The 18,826-nt window shown below is 35.1% G+C and carries 21 protein-coding genes; 11 read left to right on the plus strand and 10 right to left on the minus strand.

The features are described 5' to 3' along the window. The first annotated feature begins 2 nt into the window (after nt 1–2). Genes thiL through glmS form a run of 4 tightly spaced genes read left to right on the plus strand, consistent with a single transcriptional unit; the run spans nt 3 to nt 4,668 of the window. Nucleotides 3–926 carry a thiamine-phosphate kinase gene (gene thiL, locus AC1MPL_RS02010; RefSeq protein ID WP_479763829.1) on the plus strand — a complete coding sequence of 308 codons (924 nt, stop codon included), beginning with the start codon at nt 3–5 and terminating at the stop codon, nt 924–926. After that, nucleotides 904–1,422, plus strand: coding sequence for a phosphatidylglycerophosphatase A family protein (locus tag AC1MPL_RS02015; RefSeq protein WP_479763831.1), 519 nt, complete (start codon nt 904–906; stop codon nt 1,420–1,422). The genes thiL and AC1MPL_RS02015 overlap by 23 nt, the downstream gene beginning before the upstream one ends. Before the next feature lie 16 nt (nt 1,423–1,438). Further along, nucleotides 1,439–2,800, plus strand: a complete 1,362-nt coding sequence (gene glmU / locus AC1MPL_RS02020; RefSeq protein WP_479763833.1) for a bifunctional UDP-N-acetylglucosamine diphosphorylase/glucosamine-1-phosphate N-acetyltransferase GlmU — start codon at nt 1,439–1,441, stop codon at nt 2,798–2,800. 23 nt (nt 2,801–2,823) lie between these two features. After that, nucleotides 2,824–4,668: a glutamine--fructose-6-phosphate transaminase (isomerizing) gene (gene glmS / locus AC1MPL_RS02025; RefSeq protein WP_479763834.1), complete on the plus strand. Its 1,845-nt coding sequence runs from the start codon at nt 2,824–2,826 to the stop codon at nt 4,666–4,668. Between the two features lie 57 nt (nt 4,669–4,725). On the opposite strand, the gene AC1MPL_RS02030 is transcribed toward glmS, so the two are convergent. Continuing rightward, a complete protein-coding gene (locus tag AC1MPL_RS02030; RefSeq protein ID WP_479763836.1) occupies nt 4,726–5,670 on the minus strand; it encodes a threo-3-hydroxy-L-aspartate ammonia-lyase in 945 nt (314 codons plus the stop codon). Nucleotides 5,671–5,698: 28 nt separating this feature from the next. Between AC1MPL_RS02030 and AC1MPL_RS02035 the strand changes: the two genes are divergently transcribed. Together AC1MPL_RS02035 and AC1MPL_RS02040 are read left to right on the plus strand one after the other, a co-directional pair. Beyond that, complete coding sequence (locus tag AC1MPL_RS02035; protein ID WP_479763665.1) at nt 5,699–6,055, plus strand: IS630 transposase-related protein; 357 nt, start codon at nt 5,699–5,701, stop codon at nt 6,053–6,055. Beyond that, nucleotides 5,965–6,537, plus strand: coding sequence for an IS630 family transposase (locus AC1MPL_RS02040; RefSeq protein ID WP_479766126.1), 573 nt, complete (start codon nt 5,965–5,967; stop codon nt 6,535–6,537). Before AC1MPL_RS02035 ends, AC1MPL_RS02040 begins: the two co-directional genes overlap by 91 nt. 148 nt (nt 6,538–6,685) lie before the next feature. Here AC1MPL_RS02040 and AC1MPL_RS02045 read toward each other — a convergent pair whose 3' ends face one another. Genes AC1MPL_RS02045 through AC1MPL_RS02055 form a run of 3 tightly spaced genes read right to left on the minus strand, consistent with a single transcriptional unit; the run spans nt 6,686 to nt 8,467 of the window. Continuing rightward, the gene (locus AC1MPL_RS02045) at nt 6,686–7,312 is read right to left on the minus strand and encodes a helix-turn-helix transcriptional regulator (protein ID WP_479763838.1); all 627 of its coding nucleotides are present in this window, start codon (nt 7,310–7,312) and stop codon (nt 6,686–6,688) included. Between the two features lie 3 nt (nt 7,313–7,315). Then, on the minus strand, nt 7,316–7,834 hold the full coding sequence (locus tag AC1MPL_RS02050) for a DUF1543 domain-containing protein (protein WP_479763840.1): 519 nt from the start codon (nt 7,832–7,834) through the stop codon (nt 7,316–7,318). A gap of 12 nt (nt 7,835–7,846) precedes the next feature. Continuing rightward, nucleotides 7,847–8,467 carry a LysE/ArgO family amino acid transporter gene (locus AC1MPL_RS02055; protein ID WP_479763842.1) on the minus strand — a complete coding sequence of 207 codons (621 nt, stop codon included), beginning with the start codon at nt 8,465–8,467 and terminating at the stop codon, nt 7,847–7,849. Between the two features lie 111 nt (nt 8,468–8,578). Here AC1MPL_RS02055 and AC1MPL_RS02060 point away from each other — a divergent pair, with 111 nt between their 5' ends. Further along, nucleotides 8,579–9,457, plus strand: coding sequence for a LysR family transcriptional regulator ArgP (locus AC1MPL_RS02060; RefSeq protein ID WP_479763843.1), 879 nt, complete (start codon nt 8,579–8,581; stop codon nt 9,455–9,457). Here AC1MPL_RS02060 and AC1MPL_RS02065 read toward each other — a convergent pair. Both AC1MPL_RS02065 and pdxR read right to left on the minus strand, forming a co-directional pair. Next, nucleotides 9,454–10,032, minus strand: coding sequence for a hypothetical protein (locus AC1MPL_RS02065; protein ID WP_479763845.1), 579 nt, complete (start codon nt 10,030–10,032; stop codon nt 9,454–9,456). The two genes, AC1MPL_RS02060 and AC1MPL_RS02065, sit on opposite strands and share 4 nt — an antisense overlap. 314 nt (nt 10,033–10,346) lie before the next feature. Then, nucleotides 10,347–11,840, minus strand: coding sequence for a MocR-like pyridoxine biosynthesis transcription factor PdxR (gene pdxR / locus AC1MPL_RS02070; RefSeq protein WP_479763847.1), 1,494 nt, complete (start codon nt 11,838–11,840; stop codon nt 10,347–10,349). Nucleotides 11,841–11,984: 144 nt separating this feature from the next. Here pdxR and gabT point away from each other — a divergent pair, with 144 nt between their 5' ends. Together gabT and AC1MPL_RS02080 are read left to right on the plus strand one after the other, a co-directional pair. Beyond that, a complete protein-coding gene (gabT, locus tag AC1MPL_RS02075; RefSeq protein ID WP_479763849.1) occupies nt 11,985–13,238 on the plus strand; it encodes a 4-aminobutyrate--2-oxoglutarate transaminase in 1,254 nt (417 codons plus the stop codon). A 26-nt stretch (nt 13,239–13,264) separates the two neighbouring features. Further along, nucleotides 13,265–14,707 carry an NAD-dependent succinate-semialdehyde dehydrogenase gene (locus AC1MPL_RS02080; RefSeq protein ID WP_479763851.1) on the plus strand — a complete coding sequence of 481 codons (1,443 nt, stop codon included), beginning with the start codon at nt 13,265–13,267 and terminating at the stop codon, nt 14,705–14,707. A 40-nt stretch (nt 14,708–14,747) separates the two neighbouring features. Here the strand turns inward: AC1MPL_RS02080 and AC1MPL_RS02085 are convergent, their stop codons facing one another. The 3 genes from AC1MPL_RS02085 to AC1MPL_RS02095 all read right to left on the minus strand — a co-directional run bounded on the left by AC1MPL_RS02085 (nt 14,748) and on the right by AC1MPL_RS02095 (nt 16,677). After that, nucleotides 14,748–15,101 carry a hypothetical protein gene (locus tag AC1MPL_RS02085; RefSeq protein ID WP_479763853.1) on the minus strand — a complete coding sequence of 118 codons (354 nt, stop codon included), beginning with the start codon at nt 15,099–15,101 and terminating at the stop codon, nt 14,748–14,750. 69 nt (nt 15,102–15,170) lie between these two features. Further along, nucleotides 15,171–15,788 (minus strand): LysE family translocator, encoded by a 618-nt coding sequence (locus AC1MPL_RS02090; protein ID WP_479766131.1) that lies wholly within the window; start codon nt 15,786–15,788, stop codon nt 15,171–15,173. Nucleotides 15,789–15,858: 70 nt separating this feature from the next. Continuing rightward, nucleotides 15,859–16,677, minus strand: coding sequence for a hypothetical protein (locus AC1MPL_RS02095; RefSeq protein ID WP_479763855.1), 819 nt, complete (start codon nt 16,675–16,677; stop codon nt 15,859–15,861). Nucleotides 16,678–16,746: 69 nt separating this feature from the next. Here AC1MPL_RS02095 and AC1MPL_RS02100 point away from each other — a divergent pair, with 69 nt between their 5' ends. Continuing rightward, entirely contained in the window at nt 16,747–17,304 is a 558-nt protein-coding gene (locus tag AC1MPL_RS02100; RefSeq protein WP_479763858.1) for a TetR/AcrR family transcriptional regulator, read from the plus strand. Between the two features lie 90 nt (nt 17,305–17,394). Then, a complete protein-coding gene (locus AC1MPL_RS02105) occupies nt 17,395–17,955 on the plus strand; it encodes a YqcI/YcgG family protein (RefSeq protein WP_479763859.1) in 561 nt (186 codons plus the stop codon). 56 nt (nt 17,956–18,011) lie between these two features. On the opposite strand, the gene pncA is transcribed toward AC1MPL_RS02105, so the two are convergent. Further along, nucleotides 18,012–18,632: a bifunctional nicotinamidase/pyrazinamidase gene (gene pncA / locus AC1MPL_RS02110; RefSeq protein WP_479763860.1), complete on the minus strand. Its 621-nt coding sequence runs from the start codon at nt 18,630–18,632 to the stop codon at nt 18,012–18,014. Between the last annotated feature and the right edge of the window lie 194 nt (nt 18,633–18,826).

Here is an 18,826-nt window from a genome sequence, read left to right on the forward strand (position 1 = left end):
TTATGGCCGAATTTTCAATTATTGACCGTTATTTTAAGCAAAAGCATGCTTACCAAAGCAATATTAACTTAGGTATCGGCGATGATTCGGCCTTAATTACACCACCAGCTCACCAACAACTGGTCATTTGCACGGATACACTAGTTGCAGGTCGCCACTTTCCCCTTTCAACCACTCCACATGCCATTGGTTGGAAAAGCGTTGCTGTCAATTTATCTGATCTTGCAGCAATGGGAGCAACACCACATAGTATATTACTGGCAATTACATTGCCTGAAATAGATGAACCATGGCTTGATAAATTTTGCCAAGGGCTTTTTGCATGCTGTTCTCCTCATCAGGTCGAACTGATTGGTGGTGATACAACGCAAGGTCGTCATCTCACAATTAGCGTGACGGCATTAGGTTGGGTACCGCAAGGGAAAGCCATTACTCGTAGTGGTGCTCAAGTCGGTGACTATATTGTGGTGAGTGGTCAAATTGGTGATGCTGCTTATGGGCTACAGCATTTAGAACATCCTTTACAACATCGACTCGACTATCCCACTCCACGCTGTGAACTCGGAAAACATTTACTTGGACTGGCTTCAAGCATGATTGATCTCTCTGATGGGCTTATCCAAGATCTACAACATATTCTTAATGCATCACATGTAGGTGCAACTATTCAACTTGAACATCTACCAATAGATAAAACATTATTATCTCTTTCACTTCAAGAGCAATGGCAATATGCACTTGCTGGAGGCGATGACTATGAGCTATGTTTTACAATTTCCCCTGAAAACTATCAAAAAATTTGTCTAGAAGAAGAAGCCCCTTCCCTCACTATTATTGGGCATATTGAATCTAATACAGGTCTTAAACTGACCTATAAAGATAAATTACAATCATTAAATTTTCATGGGTATCAACACTTTGCCTAAACCAGAAATTCATTTTAAGCAATTCTCCTTATACCAACGCTTTATTATTTTTCTTGCAGTCGGTCTTGGGTCAGGTCTTGCACCTAAAGCTCCCGGTACATGTGGCTCTGCTTTTGCATTGTTATTTATTCCATTATTTTTAATATCTGGGTTTTATGGCACGTTAGTTATTACAGTAATCATGTCAATTATTGGCATTTATATTTGTGGTAAAGCTGCAACACTCATTAAAGTACACGATGATAGTCGAATTGTTTGGGACGAATTTGCAGGACAATCAATTACTTTTCTACCTTTAATTTATTTTAATGAAATGAATATACAATGGGCACTTATTGGCTTTGCCTTATTTCGCTTATTTGATATATGGAAACCATGGCCAATCCACATTATTGATACAAAAGTGGATGGTGGCTTTGGCATTATGCTAGATGACATTATTGCGGGTCTATGGGCTGCAATATGTATACTTATTTATTTACTTTTCTCGGTTTAACTCCAATAGGATGATTATGTCTACTACCGTGATTATTCTCGCTGCAGGTAAAGGAACGCGTATGCGCTCTCAACTACCGAAAGTACTCCAACCCTTAGCAGGCAAACCTTTACTTGGTCATGTCATTCAAACAGCAAAACAACTACAAGCCCAACGCATTATTACTATTTTTGGGCATGGTGGCTCGAAGGTTCAAGAAACATTTAGACAAGAAAATATTGAATGGGTTGAGCAAGCAGAACAACTCGGTACAGGTCATGCTGTACAAATGACTTTACCTGTTTTACCCCATGATGGTTTTTCACTTATTTTATATGGTGATGTTCCTTTAGTCACTTCAGAAACCCTTGAAAAACTTCTAGAAGCCAGTCAAAAAACTGGTATTGGTATGATCACTCTAAATGTGGCCGACCCTACAGGATATGGTCGAATTGTACGTAAAAATCAGAAAGTACAAGCCATTGTCGAACATAAAGATGCCTCTGAAGAACAACGTCAAATTACAGAAATTAATACTGGGATTTATTGCGTTGAAAATTGCAAATTACACGAATGGTTACCCAAGCTTTCTAATGCCAATTCACAAGGTGAATATTATCTAACAGACATTGTTGCAATGGCAGTTAGCGATGGTCTAGAAATTGCTTCAATTCAGCCAGCACTCGACTTTGAAGTAGAAGGTGTTAATGACCGTGTTCAACTTGCAAGCTTAGAACGTGCATTTCAAGAACAGCAAGCTCTTAACTTAATGCGTAATGGAGTTGCTTTTGCAGACCCAGCACGCTTCGATTTACGTGGTTCTCTCACAACAGGACAAGATGTATATATTGATATCAATGTCATTATAGAAGGTCATTGTGAAATTGGTAGTAATGTAGAAATTGGTGCTGGATGTATTTTAAAAGATGCTCGTATTGCCTCAAATACGAAGATTCAACCTTATAGCATCATTGATCATGCCATCATTGGTGAAAAAGTTATGATAGGCCCTTTTGCGCGCCTAAGACCAGGTACAGAACTTGCTGATGAAGTTCATATTGGAAACTTTGTAGAAGTTAAAAACTCACGTCTTGAAAAAGGCGTTAAAGCAAACCATTTTACTTACTTAGGAGATAGCGAAGTCGGCGCAACAACCAATATTGGTGCAGGAACAATTACATGTAATTATGATGGTGTAAATAAGCATAAAACAATTATTGGTGAGTCTGCTTTTATTGGGTCAAATAGCTCTCTTGTTGCACCATTATCTATTGGTAAAGGTGCAACCATTGGTGCAGGCTCTGTTATTACAAGAGATGTTCCTGAAAATACATTGGCTTTTGAACGTTCACAACAAATCGAAAAAGCAAATTATCAACGTCCCCAAAAGACTAAATAATAGCGAGAAATAGAGGTTAAAATATGTGTGGTATTGTTGGTGGTATTGCCGAACGAAATATTAGTGAAATCTTAATTGAAGGACTCAAACGCTTAGAGTACCGTGGGTATGACTCTGCGGGACTTGCCTTAATTAATAATAAAAATATCTTGCGTGAACGACGTGTTGGCAAAGTTATTAACTTGGAAGAAGCTGCCAAAGAACAACATCTCAATGGGCATATTGGTATTGCTCATACACGTTGGGCGACTCATGGGAAACCAACAGAATCGAATGCACACCCGCATATTTCAGGTAAAGTTGCTGTCGTTCATAACGGTATTATTGAAAACTATGTAGAAATTAAATCTGAGCTTGAACAGTTAGGTTATATATTCGCTTCTCAGACAGATAGTGAAGTTGTTGCTCACCTTGTCGCCGAGGCAATGAAAACACACACGACTCTTTTTAATGCCGTTCAAAGTATTGTTCCTCGTTTAAAAGGTGCTTTTGCTTTAGGAATTGTGCATGCAGATTATCCAGAAGATTTAATAGCTGTACGTGAAGGCTCTCCTCTTGTCATTGGTGTAGGTATTGGTGAACATTTCATTAGCTCAGATCAACTTGCTTTACTGCCAATTACAAACCGCTTTATCTACCTTGAGGAAGGTGATATTGCTCATTTAACACGTACAAGTGTTAAAATATTTAAAAACCATGGCAAAGAGCGTGTTGAACGTCCAACCAAAGAGTTAGATGCAACAGTTAGTCATGCATCTAAAGGTGAATACAAGCATTTCATGCTTAAAGAAATTTATGAGCAGCCAGAAGCAATACAGCAAACAATTGCACAAGCACTAAATGACAATGCATTACGTGAAGATTTCTTAAGTGATGCAGTTACTAGCTTTCAAAATATAGAGCAAATCCAAATTATTGCCTGTGGTACAAGTTACCATGCAGGCATGATTGCAAAATATTGGGCAGAACAACTAATTGATTTACCTTGCCAAGTTGAAATTGCAAGTGAATTCCGTTACCGCTCACCTGTAATTATTGATCGTACATTGTATGTATGTATTTCTCAATCTGGTGAAACAGCAGATACTTTAGCTGCATTAAGAGATACACAGAAGCGTGCTAAAGATAAAGGGTTAAATATTTCAACTATGGCTATCTGTAATGTACCAACCTCATCTATGGTACGTGAAACAGATCATCATTTATTAACATTAGCTGGCCCTGAAATTGGTGTTGCTTCAACCAAAGCTTTCACAACACAGCTTTCAGCACTCATGTTATTACTACTTAAAATCGGTCAAGTGAAAAAGCGTTTAGCTGAATCACAACTTACCGAAATTGTAGCTAGTTTATGGCATTGTCCAAAATTAATTTTGGATACCCTACAGCATAATGCAAAAATTTTGCATCTTTCTGAGCTATTTGTTGAAAAGCAACACTGCTTATTTTTGGGTCGTGGTACAAACTACCCAATTGCACTTGAAGGTGCATTAAAACTAAAAGAAATCTCTTATATTCACGCCGAAGGTTATGCTGCAGGCGAGCTAAAACATGGTCCTTTGGCACTTGTAGACAATGAAATGCCTGTCGTTATTTTAGCACCTAAAGATGAGATGTTAGATAAGCTAAAATCGAATATGGAAGAAGTACAAGCACGTGGTGGCGAACTCTTCGTATTCGCAGATGAACACAGTGGAATTAAAAGCAAAGAGCGTCAGCATGTTGTTGATATTCCAGCTGTGAACCCTTGGTTAGCACCAATTATTTACAGTATTCCTGTTCAGCTTCTTTCTTACCATGTTGCAGTTTTGCGTGGTACAGATGTAGACCAACCACGTAACTTGGCGAAATCTGTCACAGTAGAATAAGTTTGATATTTACGAGGGTAAAATTTACCCTCGTAAATAATAATAAACATAAATATTTTAATTCAGCGTTAAAAGATCGGCATACCTCTCCATATCAATATTACCACCTGTAACAATTACGCCTATTTTCTTTCCTTTACATAATGATCGATATTTCAAAAGTGATGCCAAACCTAAACAGCCTGTTGGCTCAACAACCATTTTCATTCTTTCAGCAAAAAATCGCATTGCTTGTTTTATTTCTAAATCATTGACTGTTTTTATATCAGTTACATATTTTTGAATAATTGGAAAAGTTAACGAACCTAAACTTGTTACTTGTGCACCATCAGTAATAGTTTTTGGTGTATCAATTTGAATAATTTTCCCAGCTTGTAATGATTGTTCACCATCATTTCCTGTTTCAGGTTCTATACCATATACCTCACAAGATGGTAATAAATATTTTGTTGTGAGTAGTGTACCTGCCAGCATTCCCCCACCACCGAGCCCTACAAATATTTGATCAAACTTTCCAACATCTTCTATAAGCTCTTTTGCTGCTGTTCCTTGCCCAGCAATAATATCGGTATGGTTATATGACGGAATAAGTGTCATTTCATACTCTAATGCTAAACGCTTACCAATCTCTTCCCGATTTTCTGTATAACGGTTATAGAAAATAACCTCTGCACCATAAGCTTGTGTGGCTTGAATTTTAGACTTTGGAGCATCTTTAGGCATTAAAACCTTTGCAGGTATACCTAAAATTTTTGCTGCATATACAATACCTTGTGCATGGTTTCCAGATGAAAATGCCAGCACTCCTTTTTTTCGTTGTAAGACATTAAAATTTAATAATGCATTGACTGCACCTCTCAATTTAAATGCGCCCGTTTTTTGAAAGTTTTCGCATTTAAAATAGATTTCTGCATCCAACCATTCATTTAAAGTCTGAGAGGTTTGAATTTCTGTTCTTTTTACGTGTTGTCTAATTTTTTCATGTGCTTGAACTATAGTCAAACAATCAAAAATATAAGACAATATGGAAATGAGTTATTCAGAACATTTTAGACGAAAAGTTATAGCGAAGCTTGAGGAAGGACATTCCATACGAGCGGTATCGACACAATTTGAGATTGATAAAAATACAATTTTGAGTTGGAAAAAAAGAATTGAGGTTAAAAGAACTCGCCCACGGAAACCTTTTAAAATTGAGGATGATGCACTACGTGCTGATGTTGAGAAATATCCAGATGATTATCAATATGAGCGTGCTGTACGCTTTTCCTGCTCAGCTGCATCTATTGGTTATGCATTAAAACGTTTAGGAATCACAGTGAAAAAAAGACCTTACGCCATCCACAAGCAAAAGAATCCCTCAGATCCGCATTCACCAAAGCTTTAGATCATCTTCAAAAAAAGCATCCCATTGTTTATCTTGATGAAAGTGGGTTTAAATCACACGATTATCGACCTCATGGTTACTCTCCTAAAGGAGCACCATGTTATGGATTATTTAATTGGCAATTAAATAATCAGACCAATGCCATTGGTGCATTGTATGAAAATAAGTTGTTTAGCGTTGGGCTATTCAATTGTAAAATTAATTCAGATGTATTCCATTTCTGGGTAGAGCATTTTCTTATTCCTGAATTACCTAGACACAGCATCATTGTGATGGATAATGCGACGTTTCACAAACGAGCAGACACACAGGAGTTACTAGAACATCATGGGCATCATATTTTATGGTTACCGCCTTATAGTCCTGATTTGAATTCCATTGAAAAGACATGGGCATGGATTAAGAAAAAGAGAAAAGAATGGCAAGAGGATTGTATTGATCGACTCTTTCAGATGTTTTTTCATGTCTGTATGAGTAATTAGATTGTTTGACTATACATCATTATATTCAATTGTTTTCATCATCATTCTTCTAAATTCATTAAATCATGTTTACAAAATATTAACTTATTGACTTTTTGTAAAGATAAATATTTAAAAATCTACTCTCAAGTAAAAGTATAAATATTATTTATTTTAGATATGAATAAATTGTAGGTCTTGAAACACCAAGATGTTTTGCAATTAAATCAATTGAACGGCGAATTTCTAAAAAACCTTCATTTTTTAGCTCATGCATCAACTGTTTTCTTTCCTGACCATTCAAACCTCGCACGGGTATCCCCTTTTTAGCCGAAAATTGATCTATATAATGAATCAACTCCTCCTGACTCAAAGGCTGTAAACTTTCTTTAGGATTTAAGTCATAAATTGCTGTAAATTGAGCCAGCATATTTTGTACTGTTGAAAATGCTGCTATATCAAGATTTAAACATAATGCAGCAACATACTCTCCTTCTTTATTTTTAATACCAATAGACGTACTTTTCAATGGCTTACCATTAGGTAATCTATTGGCATAATTGGCAATAATATTTGGATAATGCTTATCGTGAATTCTTGCTTCACCTAAGGCTGTTATATCACCACCTTCTTTACGGTCAGATAAATTATTATAAATACGGTGAATACCTTGTTGCTCACCTTTTAAATGATGAACAACAACCTCACAAAAAGGTTGTAATGTTTGACTAAGACCATCGGCAATCACATCTAATTGCTCTAAAAGATGTTGCTCTTCTACGCTGTATTTAGACATTATTTACCCAATTACAATATAGTCATTTTCAAAACTATTTGGCTCAAACTCGCCTCTCACAAGATATATATATTTTTGATCAAATAAACTTAATTCAATACAAGCATCTACATCAACCACAGCATCTGTATGTGGTTTAAACCAATGCTTTTCTATTGCCTGTTTTCCTTGTTGCTTTGCTTCTGCTGGATTCATTCCTGCAACGATAAGATACTTATGAACCTCACCAAACTCCTCAGGAATATACGCACCTAAATTAATTAAATAAGGTTTTAAACCTGAACCCTGAAGTGGTTGTTCAGAAATCGTTATTTGATAAGGCTGATCATGATAATGCACACCATTAATTTTCATCCAGCCATCAATATGTAAACCTTTTTGCACACCAAACCATTGTTGCTTTAATGCAGTATAAGCATCTGATAGATTTGAGCAAATAACAGGTCGAATATCATGAACCTCTATATTTGCTTTTTCATGTTTTCCACCAAGTAAAACAATATATAGATTTTCTTGTGACATCTTTATTTCCTATTATATGGGCTTAAATATAAGTACTAAAGCAATTGTAAACATCATTATAGCGACAAAACCATCTATAAAACGCCAAGCGATCGGTTTTTGTAACCATGGGGCAACTTTTTTTGCTCCCCACCCTAATAGACTAAACCATAAAATAGATGCAGAGATAGCACCTATCGTAAAGACCATTTTTGCATCACTTTCACGATATTGCCCACCAACAGCACCCAATAAAACTATAGTATCTAAGTATAAATGTGGATTGAGTATAGAAACAGCTAAAACCAATTGAACTGCATACATCTTAGAAAGGGTCTTCTTCTGCTGTTCGACATATAATCCATCTTCAGAAAAAATTGCTCTTTTAAATGCCAAACAACCATATAAACATAAAAATAAAGCACCACCCCAACGTGCAACATTCATAAAAACATCATTACCTTGAATAAAAGTTCCTACACCTGCAACCCCAAGTGATATTGCAGTAGCATCACATAAAATACAGATTAAAACAGTCAGTAAAACATGTTGCTGTTGTAAGCCTATACGTAATACATGTGCATTTTGTGCACCTACTGCAATAATTAAACCAGCTCCTATTACGAGGCCTTGCCCCCAAACTCCCCATAGCATTTTATATGTTCTCTATTCCATATTTATCTTTAATGCATTATTCATCTTTTTATTCATTTTTAAGTATTATTAAGAAAATATAGGTCAAACTAAAAATAATTTAGGTAAATTATGCTTGATGATAAACAGTGTGAAGCCTTTTTGGCAGTCATTGAAACAGGTAGTTTTGAACTTGCAGGTACACAGCTTAATGTCACTCCCTCAGCCATCACCTTACGAATTAAATCCCTTGAGCAATGTTTAGGAAAAATATTATTATTACGTGAGCGCCCATGTAAACCGACACAATCGGGGCATGATTTACTGTCTTATTTAAGAAAAGTTAAAATTTTAGAACAAGATTTATTACACAAATTTTCGGGGAAAGACCTTAATTCTGAATTTTTCAGACTTGCTATTGCAATCAATGCAGATACCCTAGCAACTTGGTTTTTACCTGCATTACAACAAATTACTCTGAATGAAAAAATTCTATTAAACTTACAGTTAGAAGATCAGGACTATACCCACTATTTATTAGAAACTGGGCAAGTCAATGCTTGTATATCTACCGAGTCAAAACCTAGAAATGGTTGCTACGCTACCTTTTTAGGTAAAGTTCGTTACCACTTAGTCGCATCTGATGATTTTATTCGTGTTTGGTTTCCTAATGGTATATCTAGAGAAGCACTTAGACATGCTCCTGCTGTTATTTTTAACCGTAAAGACAATATGCACAGCAATGTATTACTTGAACATTTTGGTCTTCCTAAAACAGCCTATCCTTACCACTCTATTCCTTCTTCAGAATCTTTTGTAGATGCAATTGAGTTAGGTCTTGGCTATGGTATGGTTCCCGAGCTTCAAATAAGAAATACTCAATTAACTATACTTACGCAAAAAACAACACGAGATATTTCTCTATATTGGCATTACTGGCAACAGCAATCACCTCAACTTGAAAGGCTCACGAACCATCTAATTATGAAATCACAAGAATTTTTGTTTTAGCTCCCTGTTGCTGGTGTATATGTCACAATAAACTGTCCATCTGGTAAGCTCTCAACTGTATAAACGACTGAATTATTCACAGTTTTTTGTGCAAAACTTTTAGGGCTAGCAACAGATGCTTCTATCACATCTTCCAATAAATTCCCTTTTTTCTTTTCATCTATATTAGGTGGTAAAATTTTTGCCGTTAAATCAATTAATGACATCGTTTTTATTAGGCTTTCATCATCTACCATACGGCTTGTATAAGTAAGAGAAGTTAACTCTCCATTTGCTGCAACTGTACCTTCCAAAATAATATTTTCTTTAGCAATAATATTAACTTTGAAATGATTATTTTTAATATTAAATATTTGAAAAGGACCAAGGACTTTAGTTGTTTCCCTTTCTATACGGGCATTCATTTTTTTGCGAAAATTATCTGGTGTTATACCAAAGGTTTTGAGGTCTTGATTATGATTAATATCTATATTTAATGATTTGTCACTTTTTATGTTTCGTACTGAAGTTGAACACCCTACGTTTAGAATTATCACAGAAAATAGAACCCAAAATGTGATGATTTTACTTCTCATATACCCTACTCTTTATAATTTATTCTATTTACTATATTTTTATATTAAACACATTAGGTTTGTATGTTTTACAACCTACATACAATATAACAGAGAAAATTCATAATAAAAGAGAATCTACCTATTATTTCTTATGATCCATTTAAAAATTAACACCATATTTAAAATTAAGTTATTGATTTTTATTTAAATAATATTAAATTTAAAACAATGGTTTTATAATTCATACCCGAACTAAATTGACAACATTATTTTATATATCATAGATTTTTGGTAAATAGTTAATATCGACAATAGAAGAAGCTACAGCTACATCACACTCTAAACTGCTTTAAACAATCTAATAATATGCTAAATGCATCAAACATTAGTTTTTCATCTACACAGGCAAAACCAAGTAAAAGCCCTCTCTCAACCGAAGGATTCTTACGAATATAATATTGGGATAATGGGCGAACTTTTACTCCCTGCTGAATTGCATATTGACTTAAAGCAACATCATCTACACCTTGCGGTAGTTTAAGTATAAGATGCAGTCCTGAAGCATTATCATATTCATGTAGGAACGTATGCCCTAAATATTTAAAAATAAGATCGATCAGATACTTTCTACGTTTTGCATACAATAGACGCATACGTCGAATATGTGCTTCATAATATCCCTCTTCTATAAACTCAGCTAAAGTATTTTGAAGAAGTGTATGCCCTCCACGATACAACTCAGTTGCTGCTTGACGTAAAATTCCAGCCAAATTCTGTGGTACAACAACATATCCAATACGCAAAGCAGGATAAATCGTTTTGCTAAATGTTCCCATGTAAATCACAGGGCTGTTCTTTTCTAATCCTTGTAGAGAAGGATATGGCTGCCCTGAAAAACGAAATTCACTATCATAGTCATCTTCAACAATCCAACTCTGATTTTTACGTGCAAACTCAAGCAACTGCTTACGGCGTTGTAAACTTAAATGTGGCCCTAAAGGGTATTGATGAGAAGGTGTCACAAAAATAAGTTTTGGTAAAACCTGATTAGATCTTGTTGGTAAACATAGCCCCTCATCATCTACTGGTATTGGCTCAACAGCCAAACCATTTACATTTAGATTATTCTTTACTCCCCAATATCCAGGCTCCTCAACCCATGCAGTATCACCAACGTCTGTAAGTAAGCGCGTAATTAGATCAATGCCTTGATGAATCCCTTCAGTAATAATAATTTGCTCTGCATTGCATGAAACAGACCTAGAAACTTTTAAATACTGCGCTAAAGCCAAACGTAACCTTAAACAGCCACCCTCATGACTATAAATAAGCTGTTCAACTGGAGGAGATTTACTTAACTTAGCTTGAATACGCTGAAAAATATGATGCGGAAATGCCGTGACATCGGGAGCGCCTGGTACAAAAGCTCCCCATTGATATGGCGATGCAGCCGCATTTTCAACTAAGAACTTTCCTCGCTGAGATATCCCATATTGTGCCTCTTTATTCTTATCTTCTTTTTGCAAAGTACAATCTAATAATGATGATAAAAATCTATCTGGAATATTACTAGAAACCCATGTGCCGTGACCTGTCTTTGCTTCGACATATCCTTCTGCTTGTAACTGATCATAAGCACTTAATACTGTATTTCTCGAAACATGTATTTCCTGTGCGAGATCACGTGATGCAGGTAGTCGACTATTAGACTTTACAACCCCATTCACAATAGCATGCCTTAAACAACGAAATAAGCGACTATGTAATGTACCACTTTGCTCATTTTGTAAATGTTGTAAGACATAATCTCCAAGCAGACTACGCAATTGGTACCCTCCAAATTTAATAAAATGGCTCTCGTCAATACTTACAAAACAAGACACATTAAAGCATAAGAAAAGTTAGATTAATCTTTACATTATAAAGCATTGTATATGCACGATGTAATCATCAATATCAAGGATATCTTCATGGAACAGAACACCTCATTAAATACACGCAAACAACAAGCAACGCCCCGTGGTGTAGGTGTTATGTGTAGTTGGTATGCAGAAAAATCAGAAAATGCAACAATTTGGGCTACAGATGGCCGTATATTTACAGATTTTGCAGGGGGTATTGCAGTACTCAATACAGGGCATCGTCATCCAAAAATTATTGAGGCTGTAAGCAAGCAACTTGAGCATTTCACACATACGGCATATCAAGTAACACCGTATGAAAGTTATATTTCTCTTGCTGAGCGCATTAATGTACTTGCACCCATTAATGGTGATGCTAAAACAGCATTTTTTACAACAGGGGCAGAAGCAGTTGAGAATGCAGTAAAAATTGCAAGATCATACACAGGTCGTCACGGTATTATTACTTTCGGTAATGCATTCCATGGTCGTTCATTTATGACCATGGCAATGACAGGAAAAACAGCACCTTATAAACGTGATTTTGGTGTAATGCCTGCTGGTGTATTTCACGCACGCTACCCTGTCGCATCTAACGGTATTACTGTTAATGATGCTATTGAAAGCATTCATAATATTTTTAGCGAAGATATTTCAGCACATGATGTGGCCGCAATTGTACTTGAACCTGTGCAAGGTGAAGGTGGTTTCCACATTGCACCGACTGAATTTCTAACCCGATTACGTGAAATTTGTGATGCACACGGCATCTTACTCATTGCAGATGAAGTTCAGTCAGGTTTTGCACGTACAGGACAAATCTTTGCCATGCAGTACCATGATGTGAAAGCAGATTTAATTACCATGGCGAAAAGCTTAGGTGGTGGCTTCCCTATTTCTGGTGTGGTTGGTCGCGCAGAAGTAATGGATGCACCCAATGCAGGGGGGTTAGGTGGAACTTATGCAGGAAGCCCAATTGCAGTTGCAGCAGCACATGCAGTACTTGATGTTATTGAAGAAGAAAAGTTGTGTGATCGTGCAAATACACTTGGTAAAACATTAGTGACATTGCTTGAGACATTAAAAGAAAAATATCCTACAGTTATTCAAGATATCCGTGCACTAGGCTCTATGATTGCCGTTGAAGTTCAAAATGCAGATATTGCGAAAGCAATACAAAATCATGCAATGGAACATGGCTTACTGTTACTTACTTGTGGTAAACATGGAAATGTCATTCGTTTCCTCTATCCTCTTACTATTCCAACAGAACAATTTAATGCAGGATTAAATATCCTAGAAAAAAGCTTTGCATCTTTATAGAAGATCCAAAGATTGGAGAAATTTTAATGATTGCAACAGAACTACAATACCTACTTCAACATCCTGATATTTCTTTTAAAAAACAGGATTCCACCTATCTTGAAGTTACAGATGCAGCAACAAATACCCCCTTAGCATGGGTTAAAAAGCATGATCGTGATGCAGTAGAAAATATTATTAAACGTGCAGAAAAAGCACAGAGTGCTTGGAAGAAACAAACCGCTTTAACACGTGCAGATATTTTATTATCTTGGTATCAATCACTTATTGACCATAAAAAAGATCTTGCACAAATTTTAACAGCAGAACAAGGAAAATCTCTTGCAGAAGCTGAGGGGGAAATTGGCTATGCAGCTTCATTCATTCGTTGGTTTGCAGAACAAGCAAGACGTATTGATGGCGAAATTATTCCACAAACACAAAACCAACAACGTATTCTTGTCATCAAACAACCCATTGGTGTAACTGCTGCAATTACACCTTGGAACTTCCCTGCCGCTATGATTACCCGTAAGGCAGCCCCTGCCCTTGCCGCAGGCTGTGCCATGATTGTAAAACCTGCTGAACTTACACCTTTAACTGCATATGCACTTGAAGTATTGGCACTTAAAGCAGGTCTGCCACAAGACCTACTTATTCATATAAGTGGTGAAACAGAAGATGTTGGACAAGTACTATGTGAAAGCGACATTATTCGTAAACTAAGTTTCACTGGCTCTACAGAAGTTGGGCGCATTCTCATGAAACAGTGCGCACCGACTATTAAAAAACTATCCTTAGAACTTGGTGGGAATGCACCTGTTATTGTATTTGACGATGCAAATTTAGAACAAGCAGTCCAAGGTATTATGGCAAGTAAATTTCGCAATAGTGGACAAACATGTGTATGTGCAAACCGCATCTATGTTCAAAATGGAATTTATGATGCATTAAGTCAAAAACTCATCGAGGCAGTAAAAAAACTCAAAGTTGGTGATGGTCGTGATGAAGGAACGACTCAAGGACCATTGATTGAGCAATCAGCTGTAGATAAAGTACTTTCACACATTGACGATGCAGTAGAAAAAGGTGCATCTATCGCAATTGGTGGAAAATCAAGTACTTTAGGTACACGTTTCTTTGAACCGACTGTACTCACAGGTGTTACTCAAGCAATGAAAATAGCTAAAGAAGAAACTTTTGGCCCAGTTGCACCGCTATTTCGGTTTACAGAAGAGTGTGAAGCGATTGCGATGGCAAACGATACAGAATTTGGTCTAGCAGCTTATATATTTACACAAAATACAGGTCGTCAATGGCGTGTTGGCGAAGCATTAGAGTATGGCATGGTAGGAGTCAACACAGGTGCTATTTCAAATGAAGTTGCGCCATTCGGAGGGGTTAAACAATCTGGTCTTGGACGTGAAGGTGGCCAAGCAGGAATTGATGAGTACCTAGAAACTAAGTATCTATGTCTTGATATTTCATAAAACTTAGCCAACCTTATTTTTATAAGGTTGGCATTTTATTTTAAGCATTAAAACGAGTACCACATTGCTTACACTGATAATCAAAAAATATATTTTTATCTACAACCGTGCCTGCCTTGTTACCAAACTTTCGCCCTAAAAAGCCACCTGTTACACCAACGCTAATTGCACCGACAAATGTTCCAATAGTCGCACCTGTAATTACACCTAAAGGCCCTGCTAATGTACCAATTGCAGCACCTGTCGATGCACCTGCTGCTGCACCACCTACTGTACCAGCTGCGACACCAGCTGAACCAAGAACAACACCACCTAAAGTTTTTAAACGTTGTTCATGATCTCTAATTTCTAATTCAGATGAACCACATTTTGGACACATCATGGCTTTTTCCATATTGATGAAAGCATTTCTTCATCATAAACTGTATTTATTCAATGTACGTTGGCAAAAAAAGCCTTTCATCTAAGAATAAATTAAACTCCTAATAACCCCATAAATTGCAATAAATATAAGAATAAGACCACAAATATATAAGATTTTAGGATAATTCTTGCTCTTAGATAAACTATTAAAACCCATATAAACAACAGATAATGTTAAAAAATCTAAAAAAATCCAAATAATAGTTAAAACAATTAAACTGATATTTATGTTTGAAGTTACATTTACAAATTGAGGGAAAAATGCAGAGAAAAATATAATATCTTTAGGGTTAGAAATACCAATAAAGAATCCCTGTTTAAAACCGCCAAGCTGTGGTGAAACTGTATCTATTTTATCCTCATCATCTAATGCTCTAGCATCTTTTAAAGTTTGACACCCTAAGTATCCGATATATAAACAACCAATCAATTTAAATAAGATAAATACTTGTGTATTTAAACTAAAGACTCCTTTCAAAATACATATAGATGCTGCAATTAAAATCAATGAAGCCGTATTTGTACCAAAAATTGTTTTTAGCGCTTGTAAATAACCTTTTTTTAACCCTGCACTAGCAACTAACAACATTACAGGACCAGGTACTGCAATCATAATAATCACTGTAAAAATATACGTAGATAACGCTATAAAACTCAAAGTCAAACCAAGACCTCTTATATTTATATAAAAAAGCCAATAATATAATATTGGCTTTTTTAATTTTTAATTATATTGCTTCCATCTTGCTCCAAAACTCATACCATAAATCACAATATTTAAGTGCTGTTTCTCTTATTTCGTTAGGATTCGTTAAATGTAAAGCATGATTTAATAATAACCATAGATCCTCTTCATGTAGATCATCTGCTGCAGAAATTGAAGTGTCATCTGTTGTACCATGCACATCATAATATCCATCATTTGTAGGGATATTCAGTCCTCTTACAGCCTCTTTTAATGGTGGAGAAAATGTAATGACTTGTTGCTCCGCTATCGCAAGTGCAAGTACTATTTTAATATAATCACTATAAGTAGATTCTAAAAATGATCTTAAATTATTTGACTCATCAGAACACTTATAATCATTGATTCTAGTTTTAGAGATTTTTAGGTCATCTAGCACTCTATTAAATAAACAGAAATGTGCATTTAATGGTGTATCTTGATAATTATTATGCTCTGATGATAAACCAAACTCATCATTAATATTAAATGCAATCAGAAATCTAGGATACATTTTAATCGTTGGAAATATCTTTGGATCAAGCTGTTTTGCTTGAAATTGTGCCATCAATAACGCATCGGTAAATATCTCTACAATACTATGTTGATATTCCAAATGAATATCTTGTATCTTTTCCAAACCATAAATCGCATTATTTAGCTTTTTAATAATAGAGTGATTAAATAGTGGATGAGCGAGTATTTCTTCTTTTAAGTGATCTAGAGTTTCTTTACTTTGATTCCATGTAGCTAGTGGGATAGATTTTTTTAAAAGATCAATTGCTATATATCTAGAAGACTGATGATTCTCCACATTACACATAAGGTTTGCCCCCTTTAATAGAATTATCGTTATACAATACTACATATAATATTTTAAAAGGATTAAATAATGTCACAAAAGCAAAAAGATATTCTATATAAATCAATAGAACTATTTAATCAGTTCGGTTATACCAGTGTAGGGATTGACCGAATTATTGCAGAATCAAAAGTAGCAAAAATGACTTTTTATAAATATTTCCCATCTAAAGACATTCTTATTACAGAATGTTTACGGGAGCGAGATCGTTTGATTCGTGAAAGTATTTCTAAAGCTTTAGATGCAAGCAAAGACCCTCAGCAACAGTTAAAAACAATATTTAAGTGGTTTGCAAAATGGTTTAATCAAGAAGACTTTCATGGTTGTATGTTTATTAAAGCTCTAGATGAGCTACCACATCACCCCAATTCTCAAATTATTTCTAAAGCTCATAAACAGTGGATTACTGATGTAATCTCTGACTTACTAGCAAAAATGAATGTTGAACATCATGAGCAATTAGCTATTCAAATTAGATTATTATTAGATGGCGCAATTATACATGAGCAACTATTTAAAGATCATAAAGCAATAAGTCTAGCATGGAATATTGTAACCAAAATTTTATCTAATATAGAGAATTCATAACAAGTTACAAAAAAGTAGTTAAAAATACAGAACTGTCTATATAAATAATGTATGATTATATATATAGATTTATTAGAACTTGAGAGCAGTATGCTATACCAATCTGAAGATCAATTTATACATGACAGAAGTTGGAAAAATGAGATCGTTGAAGATCTGAAAGTTGTTGCTACAGCTTCAGATTTTCCGTGCATATCTGCTCAAAAAGACATATTGACGAGTAATTTTTTTTATAGCTTTTGCTGTAAAGAGCAATTTAAAAATTATTATCAATTTGCATCTTCTTTATTTCTATATATAAATTCGATTCAAGATGAATCAGGTTATATAAAATCGCAACAACCTCTTATCATTTTTTTTGATAAAAATCTAAATCGCTTCTTTAAGAATAATCCAAATCAGTTAATTTGGGATGCTCTTGCTTATGCACAAGCCTTAGACTCAACAATATATACAAGAGGTAAAAATATTAAATATTCACCACATAATACATATAACTATATATATCTTGGTGGTATAGAGCTTTGCTTAAATATTGTTGAATCATCTGTTAAATATTCTAGAGGTGTCTTTGATAAAAACTTAATGCTTATTCTTCATCCTAAAAAAAATAATGATACTCGCACAATTAAAATGAAAGCAGCGAGCTAACTTTTTATCCCAACAGTAAAAATATAGTACCCCCTATATTTTTACTGTCCTTTTTTTTAAATATCTTTAAGATATATTTTGTGAACTCCAATACCTAACATATCACTCCATGCCTTACCTAAAGAACCATTAAGGTCTATTGCCGCAGTTGCATCTTCTATTACATATGTTTTAAATCCAAGTTTTACAGCATCCATAGCTGTCCAAGCCACGCAAAAATCAGTCGCTATACCAACAACATAAACGGTATCTATCTTTCTTGAATTTAAATATCCTTGAAGCCCAGTAGATGTTTTACGATCAGCTTCCAAAAAAGCAGAATAACTATCAATATTTTGATGGAACCCTTTACGAATAATTAGTTGTGCTGTAGGCACATCTAAATTCGGATGAAAATCGGCATCAGAAGAACCCTGAACACAGTGTGCTGGCCACAACACTTGTGTTCCATAGTCAAGCTCTATCATTTCGAATGGCTGCTTACCCTCATGATTTTCTGCAAATGAAATATGATCTGCTGTATGCCAATCTTGAGTAAGTACTACACAATGAAATTTTTTCGCCAATATATTTATGCTTGGAATAATCTGATCTGAATTTTCAACAGCTAAATTTCCTCCTGGTGTAAAGCCATTTTGGACATCTACAATAATAAGTGCAGCATTGTCATTTTGCATATTAAAACTTATATCCTTTGTTTATTTTCTTTAACCATAAATAATTATGAGATATTTCGGTAGATATTTTTTCAATTTTTGAACAGGTATATATTTCTATTTAATAAACAAACGAATATAGTTGAAAAAATAACAAAAAATGACTATAAAGTTTTATAGACTTATTTCAAATGATGTTGTTCTTCACACTATGA

It is taken from the genome of Acinetobacter sp. N1-1 (genome assembly GCF_056711485.1).

What these genes read in the sequence shown, in the direction of transcription:
- AC1MPL_RS02045 (WP_479763838.1), bottom strand. Translation starts at nt 7,312, where the DNA reads ATGTCTAAATACAGCGTAGAAGAGCAACATCTTTTAGAGCAATTAGAT.
- glmU (WP_479763833.1), top strand. Translation starts at nt 1,439, where the DNA reads ATGTCTACTACCGTGATTATTCTCGCTGCAGGTAAAGGAACGCGTATG.
- AC1MPL_RS02080 (WP_479763851.1), top strand. Translation starts at nt 13,265, where the DNA reads ATGATTGCAACAGAACTACAATACCTACTTCAACATCCTGATATTTCT.
- AC1MPL_RS02105 (WP_479763859.1), top strand. Translation starts at nt 17,395, where the DNA reads ATGCTATACCAATCTGAAGATCAATTTATACATGACAGAAGTTGGAAA.
- AC1MPL_RS02035 (WP_479763665.1), top strand. Translation starts at nt 5,699, where the DNA reads ATGAGTTATTCAGAACATTTTAGACGAAAAGTTATAGCGAAGCTTGAG.
- AC1MPL_RS02015 (WP_479763831.1), top strand. Translation starts at nt 904, where the DNA reads ATGGGTATCAACACTTTGCCTAAACCAGAAATTCATTTTAAGCAATTC.
- pncA (WP_479763860.1), bottom strand. Translation starts at nt 18,632, where the DNA reads ATGCAAAATGACAATGCTGCACTTATTATTGTAGATGTCCAAAATGGC.
- glmS (WP_479763834.1), top strand. Translation starts at nt 2,824, where the DNA reads ATGTGTGGTATTGTTGGTGGTATTGCCGAACGAAATATTAGTGAAATC.
- AC1MPL_RS02050 (WP_479763840.1), bottom strand. Translation starts at nt 7,834, where the DNA reads ATGTCACAAGAAAATCTATATATTGTTTTACTTGGTGGAAAACATGAA.
- gabT (WP_479763849.1), top strand. Translation starts at nt 11,985, where the DNA reads ATGGAACAGAACACCTCATTAAATACACGCAAACAACAAGCAACGCCC.
- thiL (WP_479763829.1), top strand. Translation starts at nt 3, where the DNA reads ATGGCCGAATTTTCAATTATTGACCGTTATTTTAAGCAAAAGCATGCT.
- AC1MPL_RS02065 (WP_479763845.1), bottom strand. Translation starts at nt 10,032, where the DNA reads ATGAGAAGTAAAATCATCACATTTTGGGTTCTATTTTCTGTGATAATT.
- AC1MPL_RS02055 (WP_479763842.1), bottom strand. Translation starts at nt 8,467, where the DNA reads ATGCTATGGGGAGTTTGGGGGCAAGGCCTCGTAATAGGAGCTGGTTTA.
- AC1MPL_RS02060 (WP_479763843.1), top strand. Translation starts at nt 8,579, where the DNA reads ATGCTTGATGATAAACAGTGTGAAGCCTTTTTGGCAGTCATTGAAACA.
- AC1MPL_RS02085 (WP_479763853.1), bottom strand. Translation starts at nt 15,101, where the DNA reads ATGGAAAAAGCCATGATGTGTCCAAAATGTGGTTCATCTGAATTAGAA.
- AC1MPL_RS02095 (WP_479763855.1), bottom strand. Translation starts at nt 16,677, where the DNA reads ATGTGTAATGTGGAGAATCATCAGTCTTCTAGATATATAGCAATTGAT.
- AC1MPL_RS02100 (WP_479763858.1), top strand. Translation starts at nt 16,747, where the DNA reads ATGTCACAAAAGCAAAAAGATATTCTATATAAATCAATAGAACTATTT.